General features: G+C 70.0%; 21 protein-coding genes. 18 read left to right on the forward strand and 3 right to left on the reverse strand.

Annotated features, from left to right (window positions below; translation table 11 throughout):
• Positions 1 to 4: 4 nt before the first annotated feature.
• The 16 genes from AC5DRG_RS00230 to AC5DRG_RS00305 all read left to right on the forward strand — a co-directional run bounded on the left by AC5DRG_RS00230 (position 5) and on the right by AC5DRG_RS00305 (position 14,868).
• Positions 5 to 1,135: a C40 family peptidase gene (locus tag AC5DRG_RS00230; protein WP_491807231.1), complete on the forward strand. Its 1,131-nt coding sequence runs from the start codon at positions 5 to 7 to the stop codon at positions 1,133 to 1,135.
• Positions 1,132 to 1,776, forward strand: a complete 645-nt coding sequence (locus tag AC5DRG_RS00235) for a hypothetical protein (RefSeq protein WP_491807232.1) — start codon at positions 1,132 to 1,134, stop codon at positions 1,774 to 1,776. The genes AC5DRG_RS00230 and AC5DRG_RS00235 overlap by 4 nt, the downstream gene beginning before the upstream one ends.
• Positions 1,752 to 4,382 (forward strand): ATP/GTP-binding protein, encoded by a 2,631-nt coding sequence (locus AC5DRG_RS00240; RefSeq protein ID WP_491807233.1) that lies wholly within the window; start codon positions 1,752 to 1,754, stop codon positions 4,380 to 4,382. Before AC5DRG_RS00235 ends, AC5DRG_RS00240 begins: the two co-directional genes overlap by 25 nt.
• Positions 4,373 to 5,290, forward strand: a complete 918-nt coding sequence (locus AC5DRG_RS00245) for a replication-relaxation family protein (protein ID WP_491807234.1) — start codon at positions 4,373 to 4,375, stop codon at positions 5,288 to 5,290. Before AC5DRG_RS00240 ends, AC5DRG_RS00245 begins: the two co-directional genes overlap by 10 nt.
• Before the next feature lie 488 nt (positions 5,291 to 5,778).
• A complete protein-coding gene (locus tag AC5DRG_RS00250; RefSeq protein WP_491807235.1) occupies positions 5,779 to 6,354 on the forward strand; it encodes a hypothetical protein in 576 nt (191 codons plus the stop codon).
• Between the two features lie 13 nt (positions 6,355 to 6,367).
• Positions 6,368 to 6,970, forward strand: a complete 603-nt coding sequence (locus tag AC5DRG_RS00255; protein ID WP_491807236.1) for an OmpA family protein — start codon at positions 6,368 to 6,370, stop codon at positions 6,968 to 6,970.
• Between the two features lie 508 nt (positions 6,971 to 7,478).
• On the forward strand, positions 7,479 to 7,859 hold the full coding sequence (locus AC5DRG_RS00260; RefSeq protein ID WP_491807238.1) for a hypothetical protein: 381 nt from the start codon (positions 7,479 to 7,481) through the stop codon (positions 7,857 to 7,859).
• Positions 7,853 to 8,764 carry an ATP/GTP-binding protein gene (locus AC5DRG_RS00265; RefSeq protein ID WP_491807239.1) on the forward strand — a complete coding sequence of 304 codons (912 nt, stop codon included), beginning with the start codon at positions 7,853 to 7,855 and terminating at the stop codon, positions 8,762 to 8,764. The genes AC5DRG_RS00260 and AC5DRG_RS00265 overlap by 7 nt, the downstream gene beginning before the upstream one ends.
• A 138-nt stretch (positions 8,765 to 8,902) precedes the next feature.
• A complete protein-coding gene (locus AC5DRG_RS00270; protein WP_491807241.1) occupies positions 8,903 to 9,493 on the forward strand; it encodes an SAF domain-containing protein in 591 nt (196 codons plus the stop codon).
• On the forward strand, positions 9,493 to 10,320 hold the full coding sequence (locus AC5DRG_RS00275; RefSeq protein WP_491807242.1) for a CpaE/TadZ family protein: 828 nt from the start codon (positions 9,493 to 9,495) through the stop codon (positions 10,318 to 10,320). The genes AC5DRG_RS00270 and AC5DRG_RS00275 overlap by 1 nt, the downstream gene beginning before the upstream one ends.
• The gene (locus AC5DRG_RS00280; RefSeq protein ID WP_491807243.1) at positions 10,310 to 11,839 is read left to right on the forward strand and encodes a TadA family conjugal transfer-associated ATPase; all 1,530 of its coding nucleotides are present in this window, start codon (positions 10,310 to 10,312) and stop codon (positions 11,837 to 11,839) included. The genes AC5DRG_RS00275 and AC5DRG_RS00280 overlap by 11 nt, the downstream gene beginning before the upstream one ends.
• A complete protein-coding gene (locus AC5DRG_RS00285) occupies positions 11,836 to 12,786 on the forward strand; it encodes a type II secretion system F family protein (protein WP_491807244.1) in 951 nt (316 codons plus the stop codon). Before AC5DRG_RS00280 ends, AC5DRG_RS00285 begins: the two co-directional genes overlap by 4 nt.
• Positions 12,783 to 13,667, forward strand: a complete 885-nt coding sequence (locus AC5DRG_RS00290; protein WP_491807245.1) for a type II secretion system F family protein — start codon at positions 12,783 to 12,785, stop codon at positions 13,665 to 13,667. The genes AC5DRG_RS00285 and AC5DRG_RS00290 overlap by 4 nt, the downstream gene beginning before the upstream one ends.
• Before the next feature lie 39 nt (positions 13,668 to 13,706).
• Complete coding sequence (locus AC5DRG_RS00295; protein ID WP_491807246.1) at positions 13,707 to 13,922, forward strand: hypothetical protein; 216 nt, start codon at positions 13,707 to 13,709, stop codon at positions 13,920 to 13,922.
• Positions 13,922 to 14,350 (forward strand): TadE family protein, encoded by a 429-nt coding sequence (locus tag AC5DRG_RS00300; RefSeq protein ID WP_491807247.1) that lies wholly within the window; start codon positions 13,922 to 13,924, stop codon positions 14,348 to 14,350. The genes AC5DRG_RS00295 and AC5DRG_RS00300 overlap by 1 nt, the downstream gene beginning before the upstream one ends.
• A gap of 35 nt (positions 14,351 to 14,385) precedes the next feature.
• The gene (locus tag AC5DRG_RS00305) at positions 14,386 to 14,868 is read left to right on the forward strand and encodes a TadE family protein (protein ID WP_491813385.1); all 483 of its coding nucleotides are present in this window, start codon (positions 14,386 to 14,388) and stop codon (positions 14,866 to 14,868) included.
• Positions 14,869 to 14,888: 20 nt separating this feature from the next.
• Here the strand turns inward: AC5DRG_RS00305 and AC5DRG_RS00310 are convergent, their stop codons facing one another.
• From AC5DRG_RS00310 to AC5DRG_RS00320, 3 genes are all read right to left on the reverse strand, one after another.
• Complete coding sequence (locus AC5DRG_RS00310; RefSeq protein ID WP_491807248.1) at positions 14,889 to 15,224, reverse strand: hypothetical protein; 336 nt, start codon at positions 15,222 to 15,224, stop codon at positions 14,889 to 14,891.
• A 36-nt stretch (positions 15,225 to 15,260) separates the two neighbouring features.
• Complete coding sequence (locus tag AC5DRG_RS00315; RefSeq protein ID WP_491807250.1) at positions 15,261 to 15,794, reverse strand: DUF4262 domain-containing protein; 534 nt, start codon at positions 15,792 to 15,794, stop codon at positions 15,261 to 15,263.
• 173 nt (positions 15,795 to 15,967) lie between these two features.
• Positions 15,968 to 16,120, reverse strand: coding sequence for a hypothetical protein (locus AC5DRG_RS00320; protein ID WP_491807251.1), 153 nt, complete (start codon positions 16,118 to 16,120; stop codon positions 15,968 to 15,970).
• 219 nt (positions 16,121 to 16,339) lie between these two features.
• Between AC5DRG_RS00320 and AC5DRG_RS00325 the strand changes: the two genes are divergently transcribed.
• Positions 16,340 to 16,813, forward strand: coding sequence for a TadE/TadG family type IV pilus assembly protein (locus AC5DRG_RS00325; RefSeq protein ID WP_491807252.1), 474 nt, complete (start codon positions 16,340 to 16,342; stop codon positions 16,811 to 16,813).
• Positions 16,813 to 18,585, forward strand: a complete 1,773-nt coding sequence (locus tag AC5DRG_RS00330; RefSeq protein ID WP_491807253.1) for a LysM peptidoglycan-binding domain-containing protein — start codon at positions 16,813 to 16,815, stop codon at positions 18,583 to 18,585. Before AC5DRG_RS00325 ends, AC5DRG_RS00330 begins: the two co-directional genes overlap by 1 nt.
• Positions 18,586 to 18,766: the final 181 nt, after the last annotated feature.

Genomic DNA, 18,766 nt, shown 5'->3' on the forward strand with positions numbered 1-18,766 from the left:
CCGCATGACGCGGTGGGTGTGTGTGGTGGTGCTGCTGCTGTCCGCCGCCGTGAGCTGCGCCGCACCGGCGGGGAACGCGATCAGTGCTTACGTCGCGTTGAAGGCGGGTGCACAGGACGGCGGAGGGATCGCCGGGGGCGGCAGCGCCGCGGAGATACCGACACGGATGCTGACCGCGTACAAGGAGGCTGTCCGGCGGGTCGGGAAGTACGTGCCGCAGTGCCAGGGCATGCGCTGGCCGATCCTCGCCGGGATCGCCAAAGTCGAGTCCCAACATGCCGTCGGCCGGAACATCGCCGACAACGGCGACATCCGTCCCAAGATCTACGGAGTGCTCCTCAACGGCTCCGGGGCGGGCGGCAACACCACCGTTTTGCCGGACACCGATGGAGGCAAGTGGGACGGCACCGCCAACGGGGAGCGGGCTGTCGGTCCCTTCCAGTTCCTCCCCTCCACCTGGGAGAGCGTCAGCGAGGACGTCAACGGGGACAAGATCGCCGACCCGCACAATGCCGACGACGCCGCGATCGGCGCCGCGATCTACCTGTGCGGCAACGGCCGTGACCTGACGCAGCGTTCGCAGCTGAAGGACGCGATCCTGCATTACAACAACTCGAACGAATACCTCGCCAACGTGCTCGGCTGGATCGACCAGTACACGGCGGCCGCCAAGGACCCGGACCTGACGAACGTCACGGGCAAAATCCGCACCGTCATTGAGGCCGCACTCTCCCAGCGGGGAGTCCCGTACTCGTGGGGCGGCGGCAACGCGGGCGGCAAGGCCTACGGGTTCTGCTGCTCGCCCGGCGGTTCCAGCGGCGCGAACATCAAGGGCTTCGACTGCTCCGGGCTAACGCAGTACGCGTACGCGAAGGCCGGTATCAGCCTGCCGCGCATCGCGGCCTCCCAGGCCGGAGCCGGCCAGCGGATCCCAGCCGGCCTCGGCACGCTCGCGCTCAAGCCCGGTGACCTGGTCTTCTTCGCCACCGCACCCGGACGCGATTCCACGATCTATCACGTCGGGATCTACCTGGGCAGCGGACAGATGGTCAACGCCCCCCGCCCGGGCACCGTCGTGCGCCTGGACGCCGTCAACACGATGTCCGGCTATGCGGGGGGAGCACGGCTGCTGTGACCCCGACCCCGCGCTCACCGCGTCTGCTGTTGCTGAGCACCGTCATGCTCGCCGTCGCGGGCATCGCCCTGCTGGGCATACCGAATGGTCAGGAGCAGCCGGCCCCGGCGACGTCGTCGACCGCTCACTCGCCTACGAATCCGTCATCGGTGGCCGGTGCACCGCCTGCGGGCGAGACGACCGTCGCCGCGACGCCCGCCAAGGCGGTCGGCCTATCGACCCTGCCGGCCGTCGATTCCGCTCTGCCACCGCATGGCGAGGGTGTGGTCGGCGACCAGGCTGTCCAGCGGTCCCTGGAGGCAGCCTGGCCCGCCGACCTTGCTGCCGTCGACGAACGGGAGTTGCTCACCGCCGGTCGCGCGCTGCTACGCGCGGACGCCACCGGAATCGGCCGCGCGCAGTGGCCAGACGTTTTCCCCGGCTCGGGTCAGGCGGTGGCCCCTGCGTTCGCCACCGCGCGCTTCCGCATCCAGGCCGCGATCGCCCGCCAAGAGGGCAGCCCCGGCAAGGCGGTGGTCCATCTGGTGTGGGCCGGCATGGACCGCGGCGGCACCTTCACCGACCTCCGCATCACCGACTGGCAGTTCACCCGCGCCATCAAGAAGGGAGCAGCGCCATGGACGCCGCAGCCCCGTACCTGACGGACCGCGCCGCCGAGACAGCTGCCGGGCAGGTACTCGGCCTGGTCACCGGCCTGGTCGACGCCGCAGGCTGGCTCTACGACCACTGGTATCTACTCGCTCTGGCCATCGCCACGAGCTGGGGCTTGGGCGAGCTGGTCGCGCGTCGGCTCGCCGCTCGCGCCTCAGCCGAGCGGATGGCCCTGGAGCTACTCCCTAACCGGCACTTCGACCCGAGTCTGGAGGAGCTCTTTAGGCGCGGTGTCCAGCTAGCCCGCGCCTCCACGGCCATGCCCTGGTGGGCGCCCCGTCGGGCGAAGGCCGTGCAGATCCGGCTGCGCGCGGACGGCAGTGCGCCGCTGCGCTACCGCATCGAGGGGCCGGCGGGCGGTGAACGGCTGCTGTCCATCACGCCGTTCGGACCGGACGTCACCGTCAACCGGGTGAGGCCGATCGTGGATGAGCCGCGGACACACACCGTGCGGGCCGAGTTCATCCTGCGCGGCAAGCTCACCGCTCCGCTGCGTGAGGTTCCGCTCACCCCTGATCCGCTCCAGCCGCTGGTCGACGCCGTGTCCGACCTGCGCGCCGAGCTCGGCGACCTCGCCGAGATACGGCTCGACATCCAGCGCGCCCCGAAGTGGACGCTGCGGGCGCGCCGCCTGCAGCTGATGGGCGCCGCGCGCCGCTCCGAGCGCCGGGAGGCCCAGCGGGCCGCGCGCTGGCTGCGGCAGGACGCCAGCGGTATCGAGGACTCCCTGGGCTGGCAGCTGCAGCAGTTGCTCACTGACAAGCCCGGATCGGGCGCCGGGCGGCGGCTGGTGATGCCGCCGGTGCCCCGCCGGGTGGAGCCAGCCGAGGCGCTGGGCAAGCTCGCCGATGACGACCACCTGGTCCGGGTCCAGCTGCTGGTGATGTGCGCCTCGAACACGGAGGGCCGCGCCCAGGCCCGCCTCGCCCAACTCCAGGCCGCGTTCGACGTGTTCGGCGGGCGCTCCCGGTGGGCGATGCGCGGCTGGCGGCTGGGGCCGTGGCGGATCGGTGCCGACCGCTGGCCCACCCGTCACGGTTTCGAGCGCCGCTGGGATCTGGGGCACTGTCAGCCGCCCCGCGCGAACTGGGTGAGGTTGGAAGAGCTGAGCGGCCTGCTCAAGCCCCCAACCGTCAACTGCCGTCTGCCGGTGCTCGCCGGGGACCTGCCCACCTTCGCCTTCGGCGAGAGCGAGTTGCTGCTGCAGGGCATCTACCGGGGCCCAGACGGCCGGGACCGGCTGGTCGCCACCTACGCCGAGGAGACCTTGTTCGAGGTCGGGGTCGGCAAGGCGGGCGGAGGCAAGACCGAACGCGCCCTGGCACAGGCGATCGGCTGGGCGCACGCGGGCGGAGGTCTGGTCTTCGTCGACCCGCACCGCGACTCGTGGCCGCGGGCCACCACCTTCCTCGCACATGATCACCTGATGCCACGGATCGCGCTGATCGACCTCAACGGGTTGGGTCCCAACCCGCGGGTGAGCTCGTGGAATCCGCTCGGCTTACACCACGGGCAGACGGCGCACGAGGTCGTTGAAGCAATCGCCGATGCCTACGCCTCGGCACTGGCCTGGGACGACGCGACCGCTCCGCGCGCACTCACCATCCTCACCGCCGCGCTCACCGTCCTGGTCGCGGTCAACGAGGCTGCCTGCCAGGCCGGCCAGCCCGAGGACCAGGCCACGATCTTCCACGTACGGGCCCTGATCACCGACGCCGGCTTCCGCAAGGCCGCACTCACCGCAGTCGCGGACGGGCTGGATGAGGAGACCCGCGCGTGGTGGCAGGTGGTGTTCCCGACTCTGCCGCCCGACGCGTTCGCCGTCGTCCTCAACCCGATCGCCCGGCTGGCCGCCAACCCGGTCACCCGCGCCTTCCTCGGCCAGCCGGTCGGCGTCTACAACATCCGGGCGGCGATGGACAACCGGATGATCGTGTGGGTCTGCCCCGGCGGCAACGGGCCCACCGACCGTCTCCTGACCGCGCTGCTCGCCCGGGACCTGCTGCGTGCCGCCCGCTCGCGGCGCGACACCCCGGAGGACGTACGGGTGCCGTTCCGCCCGTACTTCGACGAACTGATCACCCTGACCGGCGCGGCCCCGGAGACCATCGCCGCGATGTTCGAGGATCTGCGCAAGTACAGGTGCCACATCCACGGCATGACGCAGCTCCTGTCCCGGCTTCCCACTCCGGTGCGGCTGTCCGTGGTCCAGAACGCCTCCACACTGGCCACCACCGCCGGGTCCAAGGCGGCGATCGCGTCGATCACCGCCGAGTGGGGCGACAACCCCAGCCCCGACCGCGTGGCCACCATGGACCGCTTCGAGCACTACGTCTCCATGAACGTGCACGGCCGCCGTGTCGGGCCCATCCAGCTGCGCGGGCCCCATCTCGACGACGTCTTCGCCGCCCAGGCCCGCCCGCAGGAAGTCCCCGCGCTGGAACGGGCCGCCCTGGCGAACGCCCAAGCTCTCCCTCGGGGCCAGCTCACCGACCGCGCCGCACAGCAGCTCGGCCGCGTCGCTGCCTTCCTCGCCGCACATGCACCTGCCGGCGCCGCCGCTGAGCGCCTGTCGAAGGAAAACGAATGGAACTGACCGCTGCCCAGCCCACGGGCCGTTCGGCGGCGGGCTTCACGCCCAGCCCCGCCGAGCCCCTCAAACATCAGCTCCTGGCCACGCTCGCCCAGCACCGCATGGCCTCCACCCACCAGCTGCACGTTCTGCTGCGGCCCGACCGCTCCCGCCAGTCGGTCTCCGAGCAGCTGAACGATCTGCTCGGCGCGCGCCTGGTCGATTTCGTCGTGCTGCCGCAGTCCCATCGCACCCGGGTCTGGTACCTCACGCCGAAGGGCGCCCGCCTGACGCGGGACTGGCCCGCGCTGCGCGGCTGTCCGCCGTATCCGATCACCTCGGCCACGGCCGCCTCGCTCAAGACCCCGCACACCCTCACCGTCCTGCGTACACACCTCGTCTTCGTCGCGGATGCTCGCCGCCGCGGCGACGAGCACGGTCACCTGGACTGGACGCCCGAGGTGTTCCATGCGATCGGCGACGGAGAGAGGGTCGTCGCTGACGCGGTCATGCACTACACCCTCGCTGAGGGCCAACAGCGCCGCAAACTGCGGGCGTTCGTCGAAGTCGACCGCGCCACCATGAGCAGCGAACGTCTCGCGGCGAAGCTGATCGAGTACGCGAGGCTGTGGACGTACGAGCCGCAGCCGATCGGCCGACGCCGGCAGGCCGACGGGCCCGGCTGGCTGCGCTGGTACCCGGTGTTCCCCCGCGTCCTCTTCGTACTGACCGGCGCTGGGCGCCAGGCGATGGACAACCGGATCAGCGACCTCAAGGCCATGGTCGCCCATCATCCGCTCGTGGCCAGCCTGGCCCGCGAGGTGCCGCTGGGGGCCGTCGTCCTGGAGGACCTGGAGGAGTGCGGCCCCACCTCTGACGTGTGGGTGCCACTGGCTGGCGGCGGCCAGCCTCAGCCCTGGACCGAGCTGTGACACCGCATCAGGCCCCGCAGCCGAATGTCGCAGCTTTGCAACTGCCTCACAAACCCCTTGAACTTTGCTCACGCGAACCAGTAATTTACTTCTGCACAGCAGAGTGTCGGGCTCGAAACCACCTCGAGTGCAATGAAGTTAGGGATGCCAGATGACACAAGCTACTGGCGACATTCGCAACGACGAACATCGAGCAACCGACGTGTGGCCCGCCCGGACGCGCGACGTCTCCCATATCGGGAGCGCCTACGTGGTCGAGGGGAGCGGCGACTTCGGCCTGGAGGACCTGAACTTGGTGCGCCGCCGGTTCCCAGGACGGCGCGTAACGCTCGACGGAGACGTGATCACCGTATGGCCCGCTTCCCCGCCTGGCGGTGACCCGACGCCTCCCCCCGAGAACGGCTGATCCGGCGATCCGCCACCAGGTCCCGCGACCGGCAACGCAACCTCCCCGACTCCACATCGCCCACCCGAAGGGACACAGTTCCATGAACACTTGGACTCCCACAGCGCTCGGCAGACGCCTGGCCGCGGCGACCATGACGGCAGGGCTGACCCTGGCAGCGGTCGGCTGCTCCGACGGCAGCCAGCAACAGGACAGCGCCCCGGCCGTCTCCTCCAACCCCGACGGCTCCGCCGCACAGCAACAGCAGAGCCTGGCGGACACTCCGCTGGCTGAAATCCAGGGCCAGAACGGCCTGGCACTGACGATCACGTCGGCCGAGCGAGACCCGGCCGGCTACCTCACCGTACGCGGCGACCTGAAGAACGACGCGGCCAAAACGGCCGTCATCCCCGCCCAGTTACGCGGCGACGAGCTCGCCGTCCTCAGGACCGGCCAGTCGCTGGCCGGGGCAACCCTCGTGGACTTCACCCAACGCCAGCGCTACTACGTACTGCGCGACACAGACGGACACCCCCTCACCACGACCGGCCTGTCCACCCTCGAGGCCGGTGAGAGCGCCCGCGTCTTCATGCAATTCCCGGCACCACCGGCGAGCACGATCACGGTCGGCTTCCAACTGCCCCTGTTTGACACGGCCAACATCACGATCTCCGGGTGAGGTGAGCATCCGCATGCAGCCGTTCCGATCCCGCCTCACGGTCTCGCTCGCCACTCTCACCGCCCTCACAGCAGCCCTTGGCGCCGCGGGCGGTATCCAGCAGGCAACCGCCAGCCCCTACCGGAGCAGCTCCGATCTCGCGCTACGCCACGGTGCGACGCTCGCGCCGCCCAAGATTCTCGACCTCGGTTCGGATCCCGTTGCCATCAGCCAGGCGGTCGAGAACCAGGACGGCACCGAACGCCGCAGGGACACGAACACGGAAGTGACGTACGAACTCCAGGCCGAGGTGCTGTTCGCCAAGGACAGTGCGCGGCTCAGCAGTTCGGCGCATTCCCGCATCGTCGCGATCGCCAAGGGGATCAGACAGAAGCAGGCGACACGGGTCCACATCTTCGGCTTCACCGACAACCTTGGCTCCTCCGCCCACGGCGACATCCTGTCCACGCAGCGCGCGGCCGCCGTTCAGGCCGTCCTGGCCGACGGCCTCCCGTCGACGGTCAGCTTCGAGACCCGCGGATTCGGCGAGCGGCATCCGGTCGCCTCGAACGGTACGGAGGCCGGCAGGAGAGAGAACCGGCGCGTGGAAATCTCGTACTCGCGGCCAGAAGACTGACTCCCGCGCGAGCGAGGCCGACCCGATTCATGTGCGGGTGGAACGAGCGAATACACAGAACTACAAATCGACTTCCGGCTCCGAAAGTGACCGGATACGTCCCTAGTTGTGCGAGTGAACTCGATTATCGCGCTAGGAAGTTGACTGGCATATGCGTAATCTTGCGGCTACGCAAACGCATCACCGCAGCTCGACCAGGCCACAGGCTGGGCAAGTACATCACAGAGCCCGGCGCTGCGGTCTCCCACGCATCGCGTTCGTACGGGGAGACAACGTGACACGAGAACACCGACGCATGCCATGGCTCACCGCAGTTTGCATCCGAAATCGGTCCACGGTGTCCACGGCCCTGGTGGCACTCGCTGCAATCACCGCGACGGCAGGCTGTACCTCCAGCGGTGGGGACACGGCGCAGGAGTCGCCAAGCCCGAGTACGTCATCGTCCACGAACACCGTATCCCCTGCGGAGGCGCAAGCCCGCAAGGACGTCATTGCGGCCTATCGGGGCATGACCGACGAGCAGGTCAAGGCCTACGCGAAGGCCTCTCTTGCCGGGAGCGACATCACCAAGTACGCCACCGGCGAGGCGCTGCGGGACGTGAAGGACGCAGTCTTCGTCAACATGCAGAACGGCATCGTCTCCAGAGGCAAGCCGAAGGTCATCGCCACAGAGGACGACGTCGATCTCGACCTGACCAGCACTCCGAAGAAGGCCTCGCTTCTCCTGTGTTTCGACCAGGACACCTGGGAGCCCGTCGATAAGAAGACCGGCAAGAGCGTGGCCCCGCCCGACCAGGTCAAGCGGTACACCATCACGGCGAACCTGGAAAACCAGGGCGACCGGTGGCGGGTCACGGACGAGAAAGCGGACAAGGAGAGAACATGCTGAGTCGGCCCGGTTGGGCAGGCGCAGTCTTGGTCGGCCTCCTCACCGTGGGGGCAGTCCAGGCCACAGCCTATGGAGACGGCGGGAAGGTCGTCTGTGACGACAAGGGCTGGTGCCGCGTCGTCGCAGACGACACGGCGACCACACCCGGCAGCGGGGGCGGCGAGCAGGCCTCAGACGGTGGGTCCGCCAAGCCCAAGTGCTACGACGACAATGTCGGCCACTACGAGGTCCCCTGCTATCTGAAGGGGTTCGGCTACTGGGTCAACGGCCGCGCCTGCTACTTCCAGTTGGCCGATCCCCAGCCGCCTGCGGGTGATCCCCGCTGGGAGGGACATGACCCTGCCGACGGCGCCGTGTATGACGCGTACTGCCCGGACAATCCGGCAAGGACCAGCCAGTGGTTCGCGCAGCCGCCGTACGGGGGCGTAGCTGTAGACCCCGCAGGCCTGGCACTGGAAGCCGTCAAGAAGATGAGGCTGCGCGGCCCGGACGTCGCCAGCCCGCGTGCAACCGGGGCGTACACGGTCGGCGTTCCGATGTGGTTGTGGGTTAACCAGAGCGCGACGACGTTCGGCCCGCAGTCCGCGTCGGCGTCCGCTGGTGCCGTGACCGTCACGGCGACGGCGAAGGTGTCGAAAATCGTGTGGGCGATGGGCGACGACGCCTCCGTGACGTGCAACGGCCCCGGCACGCCCTACACATCGTCTGAGGGCATGGCCCAGTCCCCGACCTGCGGACACGTGTACTCCAAGACCTCGGCTGGTGCCCAGAACGCCAAGTTCCCGGTAACCGCGACCTCGACGTGGACGATCGACTGGCAGGGCGGCGGAGCGGCTGGCCAGCTCACCGAGATCCGGCAAACCAACGTGCAGGTGGCCATCGGCGAGCTGCAAGTCGTCAGGTAACGCTGCCGGAAGGAGAGAACGTTGAGCAAGACCACAGAACGATTAGGGGCAACCAGCGCTAGCGGTGTCCCCCAGCAGGGGCAGTTAGCCGGACCGGTGGCTCCTCCGCGGGTGTCGGCCCGTAGGCGCAGGCCGGGCGTGATCGCTTTGTCGCTGGCGCTGATCGCTGCTGGCGGGGCCGGTGTTGCCGTCCTGGTGCTGCAGGTCGGCCACCGCACCGAGGTGGTGACCGTGGTCCGGGACGTCCAGGTCGGCCAGGTCGTCACGGAACAGGACCTGGGTGAGGCCTCGGTCGCCCTGGATCCCGCGGTGAAGGCCGTAGAAGCCGACCATCTCGGGTCGGTGGTGGGCAAGCGGGCCGCCGTCGAGCTCAAGTCCGGCTCGCTGCTGGCCCCGTCACAAGTGACGAACGACTCCCTGGTCAAGCCCGGCGAGCAACTGGTGCCGATCGGCCTCAAGCCGGAGCAGGTGCCGGCGACCGCCCTGGTGCCGGGCCAGAAGGTGCAGTTGGTCCACGTCCCGGTCCAGGCCGGGACGCAGACGTTGGGGCAGTCCGACGACGCGCCGGAGTCGATAGCGGGCCGGGTGGTGAAGGCGTCTTCCGCCGCGCCTGGTACCGGGGTCGTGGTTGTCGACGTCGCCACCTCCGCCACGGACGGGCCGATAGTCGCCGCATGGGTGGCGGCCGGCGAGCTGCGCCTGGTCCTCGATGCCCCGGACGGCAGCTGATGAGCGTGATCGCGCTGGCGGGATGCAGCGGCGCTCCCGGAGTGACCACGACCGCGCTGGCGCTGCTGTTGTCCTGGCCGCTGGAGGCGGGACGTCGGATGATCCTGGCCGAGTGCGATCCCGACGGCGGGGCGGTCCTGCACGGTCTGCTGCAGGGCACGCTCGGCGACCGGCACGGGCTGCGGAACCTGTCGGTCGCGGCCCGCAAGGGCGAGCTGGGCGAGGCCTTTTGGCGGCAGCTGATCGACCTGTCCGGCGAGGACGGCAAGACGGAGTCGCCGCGCGACCGGCTGTTGCTGCCGGGGGTGTCCGATCCGGCCCAGGCCGCGAGCCTGGGTCCGGTGTGGAAGGGGCTGTCGGTCATCTTCCACGGCATCGAGGCCGAACACGGACACGACGTGCTGATCGATCTGGGACGTTCGGGGGCGTTCGGGCCGTCCGAGGTGCTCGCGCAGCGGGCCGACCTGGTACTGGTCGTCGTCCGCAACACGCTGCGCTGTCTGCAGGCCGCCCAGGCGCGGGTGGCGGCGCTGGAGGAACGGGTCGGCAACGTCGGACTGCTGATGATCGATGAGGGTCCCTATCCGGCGGGCGAGGTGCAGCGGGTGCTGCAGGCTCCGGTGGTGGCGAGGCTGCCGTACGTACCCCAGGACGCCGCGGTGCTGTCCGACGGTGCCGAACAGCCCCGTCGTTTTCCCAAGTCGGCGCTGATGAAGGCGGCCCGTACGACGGCCGGCCTGCTGGTGCAGCGGGCGGCGGTCCGCAGGGCACGTCTGGCGCCGCGCTACGCGGGTCCGCCCGGTGGAGAGGTGACGTATGCACGCTAAGCCCCTCCACCCCGATCCCACCGTGCGTCCGGCGTACACCAACGGCCACTCGCTGCAGCAGGGCTGGCCCCGGCAGGTGCCGCCCGCGCCCGCCGGCGGCGCGGCGAGCACGCAGGTGCTTGGCACTGCTGGGCCGCGGGCCGTCGTCGACTACTCGGTCGCCCGCCATATCGCGTCCCAGGTCGCCCGCCGGCGCGAGGAGTTGCTGAAGAAGAACCCCTCGGTGCAGCGCGCCAGCGAGGAGCAGCAGTGCCGGGGCTGGATCAACGAGGCGGTCGCCCTGTGGTCCGACGCCCAGGCCGTGGAACGGGGTGTGAGCCCCACCCTGGCCGAGGACGACGCGCTGCGCCACGCGGTGTTCGACCTGTTGTACCGGGCCGGGCGGCTGCAGCCGTTCCTGGACGACGAGCGGGTCGAGGACATCATCATCCAGGGCCCGCACGAGGTGTGGCTGGACTACGGCGACGGCCAGCGCCGCATGGTCGGCCCGATCGCCGACTCGGAAGAGGAACTGCTGGAGCTGCTGGAGCTGCTGCGGGAGTTGGCCCGGGATTCCGGTTCCAGCGAGCGCACGATCTCCACCGCGAACCCGACGCTCGCCCTCTCGTTGCAGGACGGCTCCCGTCTGCAGGCCATCACCGGACTCGGCCCCAAGACGTATGCGGTCATCCGCCGTCACCGGGTCGCGCACGCCGGCCTGGACGACCTGGTGCAGTTGGGCACCATCGACCCGATCCTGCGGGAGTTCCTCGGTGCCTGCGTGCGCGCCGAGAAGAACATCATGATCGCCGGGAAGCAGAAGGCGGGCAAGACCACCCTGTTGCGGGCCATGCTGCGGGAGTTCGACCCGGACTGCAGGTTCGCCACCGTGCAGACCGAGGACGAACTGTTCGCCCACGCCAACGGCTACCACCGCCAGGTCGTCTCCCTGGTGGCACGCGAGTCCAACGGGGAGAAGGACGCTGCCGGCCGCAGCGCGGGCGAGGTCACCCTGCTGGACTTGATGCATCCGGCGCTGCGGATGTCGCTGGAGCGGATCGTGGTCGGTGAGGTCCGCGGCCCCGAGGTCGTCGCGATGATGCAGGCGCTGACGAACGGTTCGGGCGGCAACCTGTGCACGATCCACGCGCGTCGTCCCGACATCATCTTCGACCGGATCGCCGAGCTGTACGCGCTCGCGCAGCAGAACCTGTCCGAGCAGCTCGCCTACCGGCAGACCGCCAACGGCCTGGACTTCATCGTGTACGTCGACATGACGGATGAGACGCAGATCGGCGGCCGCCGCCACCGCTACGTCTCGCACGTCCTGGAGCTCACCGGGATCGGTGAGTCCGGCCGGCCGGCCACGAACGAGGTCTTCTCCCCCAGCCGGGAGTTCAGAGAACTTCGGGCGGTGCCGCGCATGGACCCGGGCTGCATCGACGATCTGCGCCGGGTCGGCTTCGACTCGACACTGCTGCAACACCGGGGCGGGGCCTGGGGAGCGCCGCTGCCGCTGAGAGTGGGAGCAGGCCGATGACACTGTTGCTGGCGCTGCTGGGCGGCATGGCCGTCACAGGTGGGCTGATCGGTGTCGTGGTGGGTGCCGTGGGCACCACCGCACCACGCAGGGCGCCGCTGCGGCAGCGGTGGCGGGCCCGGCGGGCGGGGCAGGAGCAGGCCAAGGACGTGCGGCTGCGCCGGCGGACGCTGACAGCGGCCGCGACAGCGGTGTTCCTTGCCGTGTGGCTGGTCTCGGGGAACTTCACGGCCGGTGCGCTGCTGGGTGCGGCCGTGGTGGGGGTGCCGTGGCTGATCACGCCGGCGCAGATCGTGCAGGAGCGCATCGGCCAGCTGGAAGCGCTCAGCGAGTGGACGCAGCGGCTGGCCGGGCTGCTGCGCCTGGGCATGGGGTTGGAACAGGCGATGGCCGCCAGCCGCAAGGGGGCGCCGGAGGAGCTCACCGAACAGATCGCGGGCCTGGCCGACCGGCTGCGCCTGGGGTGGCGGCCGGAGGCGGCGCTGCGGGCGTTCGCCGACGAGCTGGACGACATCACCGCCGACAAGGTGGCAGCCGCCCTGATCCTGTCCGTCAACGACCGCGGCCCGGGCCTGGCCCAGGCCTTGGAGGACCTCGCGGCCACGGTCCGCGACGAGGTGGGCGGCAGGCGCAAGGTCGAGGCGGACCGCTCCAAGTCCCGTACCACGGTGCGCTGGATGACCTTCATCACCCTGGGCATCGTCGTCGCCGGGTTCTTCGTGCCCTCCTTCACCCGCCCCTACAACACCCTCCTCGGGCAGCTGGTCCTGGCGTTGCTGACCGCGGGGTTCGTCGGGACGCTCGCCCTGATGCGGTCGCTGGGCAACTTCCGGCGGATCGCCCGTTTCCTGGAGGCCGATCCGCGCAGCACCGTGCGGCAGCCCGCGCGCCCTGCCAAGGCGGCCGCCGCGGTCGGAGGGCGCGAGTTTGAAGGAGTCCGGTCGTGAATCTGCTGCCCGCAGTGGTCGCCGGCGCCGTTGCCGGGGCTGGTATTGCTCTGCTGGTCCGTGAACTGCTGCGCCCCCAGCCCGCGCTGGCGGCGGCGCTGAGACGCAGTGCCCCGAGCCAGCTGACACTGCCCAAGCCCGAGGTGGACCGGGACGAGGTGTGGGGCCGGTGGCTCTTGGCCCATCTGGGACGCCTGCCCGGGGTGCGTATCCCCGCCAAGAACCTTGCGCTGCTCGGCCAGGGCCCGGGGGTGTTCATGCTGAAGAAGACCGCGCTCGCCGCACTCGGCCTGCTGTGTCCGGTGCTGGCGTCCATCCCGTGGATCATCGCGGGTGTCTCCCTGCCGTTCTACGTGCCCGCTGTCGTCGGGCTCGCCCTCGCCGGTCTGCTGTTCGTCGCCCCCGATCTGGTGGTGCGGGACCAGGCCAAGCGGGCACGGGAGGAGTTCGCGCACGCCCTGTCCGCCTATCTGGACCTGGTCGCGCTGAAGCGGGCCGCGGACGCAGGCCCGGCCGAGGCGCTGGAGAAGGCGGCCGCGGTCGGCCGCGGCTGGCCCTTCGTCTACCTGCAGGCGGCACTGCGGCGGGCCCGGCTGGAGAAGATCCCGCCTTATCAGGCGCTCACCGAACTCGCCGAGGAGTACGACCTGCCCGTCCTGGGCGACGTCGCCGACATCATGCGCGGCTCGGCCACCGACGGCGCCGCCGTCTACAAAGCGCTGCGGGCGCGGACGGCCGCGCTCACCACCGAACTCCTGTCCGCGCAGGCCGCCGAGGCGAACGCGGCCAGCGAGAAGATGACCGCCCCCGGCGCCCTGCTCGCCGTGCTGGTCATGTTCCTGATGGCGTTCCCCGCGGTGATCCGCATGCTCACCGTCTGACCCCGACCCGATGAACAACTCTGTGGAGGATCAGCCCTCATGAAACACACCGCAGCCCGCGCCCACGGTGCTGTCCGCCGGCTGGCCGCGCGCCTGGAGGCGGGCGTGGAGGAACTCTCCTGCCGCCCGGACCGCGGGGACATCAGCATCACCACCGTCATCATCTGGGTCGCCGCGGTCACCGGCGCCCTGCTGATCGCCGGCACCATCGCCGTCATCATCGCCAAGTACGACCTCAAGCTGTCCGGTATCTGATGGGCAACGGCTCCCGGATCAAGGCCTGGTGGCGCGGGCGACGGTGGCGCGACGACCGCGGGGACGCCTCGATCCAGATGGCGATCATCTACCCGTTCGTGCTGCTCGCCACGATCGCCGTCGTCCAGGCCTCGATGTGGTACTACGCGCGGCAGATCGCCCTGACCGCCGCCCGCGAGGGCCTCACCGCAGCCCGCTCCTACCAGGCCACGCCCGCCGACGGCGCGGACCGGGCCCGCGACGTCCTGGACCGGGTGGCGGGCGACAGCCTGCTCGGCTCCAGCGTCTCCACCGACGGCAGCAGCGCCGAGCGGGTACGCGTCCAGGTGTCCGGGACCGCCCAGTCGATGATCCCGGGCGTCGCCGGTCTGCGGATCACCCAGTCGGCTTCCGGCGCCGTCGAGCGCTGGACCACACCGGGAGAGTGAGTCAGGTGAACCCGGTGCGAACCAGGCTGCAGCGGATGGCCCGGCAGGATGCGGGGAGCGTCGCGATCGAAGCCGCCATCCTCCTCCCCTCGCTGATCATGTTCATGTGTCTGGCGATCGCCGGCGGCCGCCTCGTCATGTCCGGGGCGAAGATCGACGCTGCGGCCGAGGACGCCGCGCGGGAGGCCTCCATCCACCGCACGGCGGACGCCGCCCAGAACGCCGCCCACGCCGCGGCCACCGAGTCCCTGACCGACCAGGGCATCACATGCGCCTCCAGCAGCGTCACCGTCAACACGAGCGGGCTCGACGTGCCCATCGGGCAGGTGGGGACCGTCACCGTGACCGTGCACTGCACCGTCAGTCTCACGGACCTGCTGCTGCCCGGCGTGCCCGGGAGCCGCTCCATGGAATCGACCGCGACGTCCGTCGTGGACCAGTACCGACAGAGAGCACTTGGGTTCGCGAATTCTGAAGTGCCGTGGAGTACGAACCGAAGTGCGGGTGCTGAGCAGTGACCGCGCGGGAATGCTTGGGTTCACGCTTCGTGTGTCGAGCGTGCTCGAGCTTTTGCTTGGCAGGTTGCTCGTTCGGTGACCCAGACGGTTTCGAACTCTCCGGCGGTGAGGTCCTGCGGCTCGTGTGGGTCCCACTTGTGGACGGGAACCTCCGCTGTGGCGCCGAACGTGGCTTCGTAGTCTGCGAGGGTTCCAGCCTGCTGGGCAGCTTCCCATTCGGTCGACGAGGCTGCGGCGATGGGCTTCTCGAGTGGTCCGTGGAGTTCGACCTGGCGGGTGACCCAGCCGTCGGCGTCGACCTCGAAGTAGAACCAGGTGTCTTCCTCGGCCCAGTAGCTGCGGAACCAGCGCGTCATGGCTTCATTGTCCGCGATGGCGCTGCGGTTGCCTCTTCACAGATCCTGCGTCCAGACCCCGACGGGGTGCTCGTCGGGACGCAGCGACAACCGGGGTTGGCGGTCCAGGAGGTGTTCTCCGCCGGGCTGCCAGGGGAAGGCTCCGTCACGGTTGGGCCAGACGACTTGGAGGAACGGGAACGGCGGCTTGCGGTAGTAGCCGATCGCGGTGCCGAAGAACGCCTTGTACCAGCGGTAGTCAACGGGTTTGAGGACGACCGGGACGTTCGCGATGTCGTGCAGTTCCTGGTCGGCTTCCAAGAGTTGTCCATCGACAGCCCGTCGGGCGAGGTCGTTGAGGAGTGTCTGCATCCGCGAGATGTCCAGGCCGAACATGGCCAGCTCGGGTATCCGGTGCTGGTGCCACAAGCCGATGGTGTAGGCCCAGCCCGGTCCCAGGTCGTCGGCGGGGATCATCATGACCTGCCAGCCGTGCTGATGGATGGTGTCGACGGTCGACTGGGTGCGGGGGTCCAGTTCGTTGATGTCCTGGCAGACGACGCAGTGGCAGGCGGTGTGACCGGTGGGCATAGCCGTGAGGCTACGGGGGTGGGTTGGCCGCAAGGTCGGCGGGAGGGGGCTTGGTCACTCCGACGGGGTGACGTCGGCGAAGCCCGGGTGGTCGACGACATCGGTGTAGCGGAGGCTGGCGTTGATGGACAGGCCGAACATGTCGTGCAGGCGCTTGGCATCTCCCCGACCGCCTACAGCCGTCGCTCGCTGGAGCGCACAAAGTCCACGGCCGCACTGCAGTTGAACTCCACCGTGCCGTCCCCCGCCCCCGTCGCGGCCAGGGCCAGCGCGTACTGGTCAACGATTTCTTGCTCGAAGTCCTCTTCCTCAACCGCCGATCTCACGACCCGCGGCGAGGCCAGATTCCGCAAGGTCGCCAGCGTCGTGACCGCTCCAGTTCACCAGGAGAGCCGGTGCTTCAGGAATATCGGAGGATCCGCATGATTCGTGGAGATGCTTCAGAAACTTCACTCCATCGAGTTAAGCCCCTGGACAGCGGAAGAGCTCGGCCTGCAAACGGCGACGGCTGCCGAACTGACGACTTTTCCGACACGGGGCGAGTGATGACCTGCACCCAGCAACGCTCCCCCGGCCAGCGCGGGTTCGGTCGGGGCCGGTTCGATGACCGCGGTGGAGTCACAGTGTTCGTCGCGGGGTGCGTGATCGCGCTGATCGGCATCATCGGCGTGGCCGTCGACGGCGGCGGCAAGATGCGCGCCACCGAACGCGCCGACTTCATCGCCGGGGAAGCCGCCCGGGCCGGCGGGCAGGCCATCGACCCCGCCCAGGCGATCACCGGCGAGGCGATCGTCGTCGACCCGCAGGACGCGCAGGCCGCCGCCCAGGCCTACCTGCACGCGGTCGGCGCGACGGGCACGGTGACCGTCTCCGCCAACGGCAAGACGATCACCGTGACCGTGAACGGCACGTACGACACGAAGTTCCTGCCCGCGGCCGGCATCTCCTCGATGCCGGTGACCGGACACGGCACCGCCACCCTCCTGCACGGTGTCACCGCTCCCGAATTAGGAAACTGATGCGCACCACCCACTCCCCCGCCGCGCCATCCGGCCGCATCCTGGGCCGGGTCCTGACCGCGGGCTTGAGTCTGCTCGTGCTGGGCGGTGCGGTCGCCGGGCTGCCGCTGCTGCTGGCCTGGGTCACCCCGGTCATCTGGGCCTCCAGCCACGACGACCTCGCGCACCTGCTCGACCGGCAGGACACCGGTGCGGCGTTCCTGCTGCTGCTCGTCGCGGTGGGCTGGATGGGGTGGGCGCAGTTCACGTTCTGCGCCGTACGCGAGCTGATCGCGCAGCTGCGCGGCCGCAGTTGGCGCCCGCCGCGCGGTCTGGGCTCCTCCCAGCGCGCCGCCGCCCTCCTGATCGGCAGCATCCTGGTCCTGCTGCCCACAAGTTCCGCCCTGGCCTCCGATGCCCAGGCCGCACCCGCCACCACCGCGGCCCGCCTGACCGGCCAGACCCAGGCTCCGCAGGCCGCCAGAACCGCCCAGGCCACGACGGCCGCTGCGAGCACGCCGACGTCCCGTACATACACGGTGCGGGAGGTACGGCCGGCCGAAAGCCTGTGGAGCATCGCCGAACGTGAGCTCGGAGACGGCGAGCGGTGGCGCGAGATCGCCGCGCTCAATGAGGGCCGCAGCATGGCCGACGGCCAGGTCTTCCACGCCAACAGCTTCCTGCAGCCCGGCTGGCGGCTGGAGATGCCCGAGACCGCAGCCGAGGGAGGCGTCCGCACGCAGCTGGGTGACGGCGCCCCGGCTGCCGCCGATGACAGCGCGCACGTCGTCACGGTCCACTCCGGCGACTACCTGTCGAAGATCGCTCAACAGGAGCTCGGCGACGGCAACGACTGGCCGCAGCTGTTCGCAGCCAGCCGGGGCAAGTCGCAGTCCGACGGCCTGCCCGCCATCACCAACCCGGACGTCATCTATGCCGGGCAGCAGGTCACCGTGCCCGGCCCCCAGCGCGGGCAAGACGATCCGCCCCACGACAGCAACCAGGACGGCGAGCCGGACAGCCAGGTACCCGCCCCGGGCCACACCACGGCTCCCGCGCCACAATCGTCGGCCCCCAGTGCACCGGCCAGCCATCCCGCCGAGCAGCCCGGGCCAGAACAGACTTCCCCCTCCGCCACCTCATCCAACGCCGCTTCCCCCTCGGCCGAGCCATCCGGATCCGCGGTCTCCCCCACCACGTCCGAGACACCGGCACCGGCTGCGGCCGGCAGTTCGCTGAACCTGCTCACCGTTCTTGGCGCCGGCGCGCTGCTGGCGGCCGCCATCACCGGCGCCCTCGCCCTGCGCCGGACGCTGCAGCGCCGCCGCCGTAAACCGGGCGAGACGATCGCCATCGCGCCGGATACCTCCCCCGCCGAGGCCCAGTTGGCAGCGGCCGCCGAACCGGGCGGCGCGGCCCGCCTGGACGTGGCCTGCGGACCCTGGCCCACCACGCAGGCCTCGGGGAGACTGCCGTCCTGCCGCCGCTGCGGGCCGCGCGGATCGGTGCCTGCACGATGGAGGTGCTGCCCGAGGACCTGGCCCGGGAGCCGCAGGCGCCTTTCGTCTCCGGGAAGGGCGGATGGTGGGCGCTGCCCGTCGATGCCTCCCTCCTGGACGAGGGGGCCGCCCGCGACGTCCCGGCGCCGTACCCGGGGCTGGTCACGATCGGCAGCACTGAAGGGGGTGACCTTCTGCTCCTCAACCTCGCTCGGATTTCCGCTGTGCTGCTGGACGGCGATCCGGTCCACATCACCGAGGTATGCGCCTCGCTCGCCCTGGAGCTTGGGATGAGCCCGTGGGCCGGCGAAGTCGAAGTCGTGACGGTGGGGTTCGGCGAGGACCTGCCGCAACTGCTGCCCACCACGCGGATCGCGCACATGCGCCACCCCTCGCACGCGCTGCGGGACTTGAGCGAACGGCTGCTGGAGGCCCATCAGATGCCCGAGACCAGCCATCAGCCCTACGTGTTGCT

This window comes from Streptomyces sp. JLBG701, from assembly GCF_058544905.1.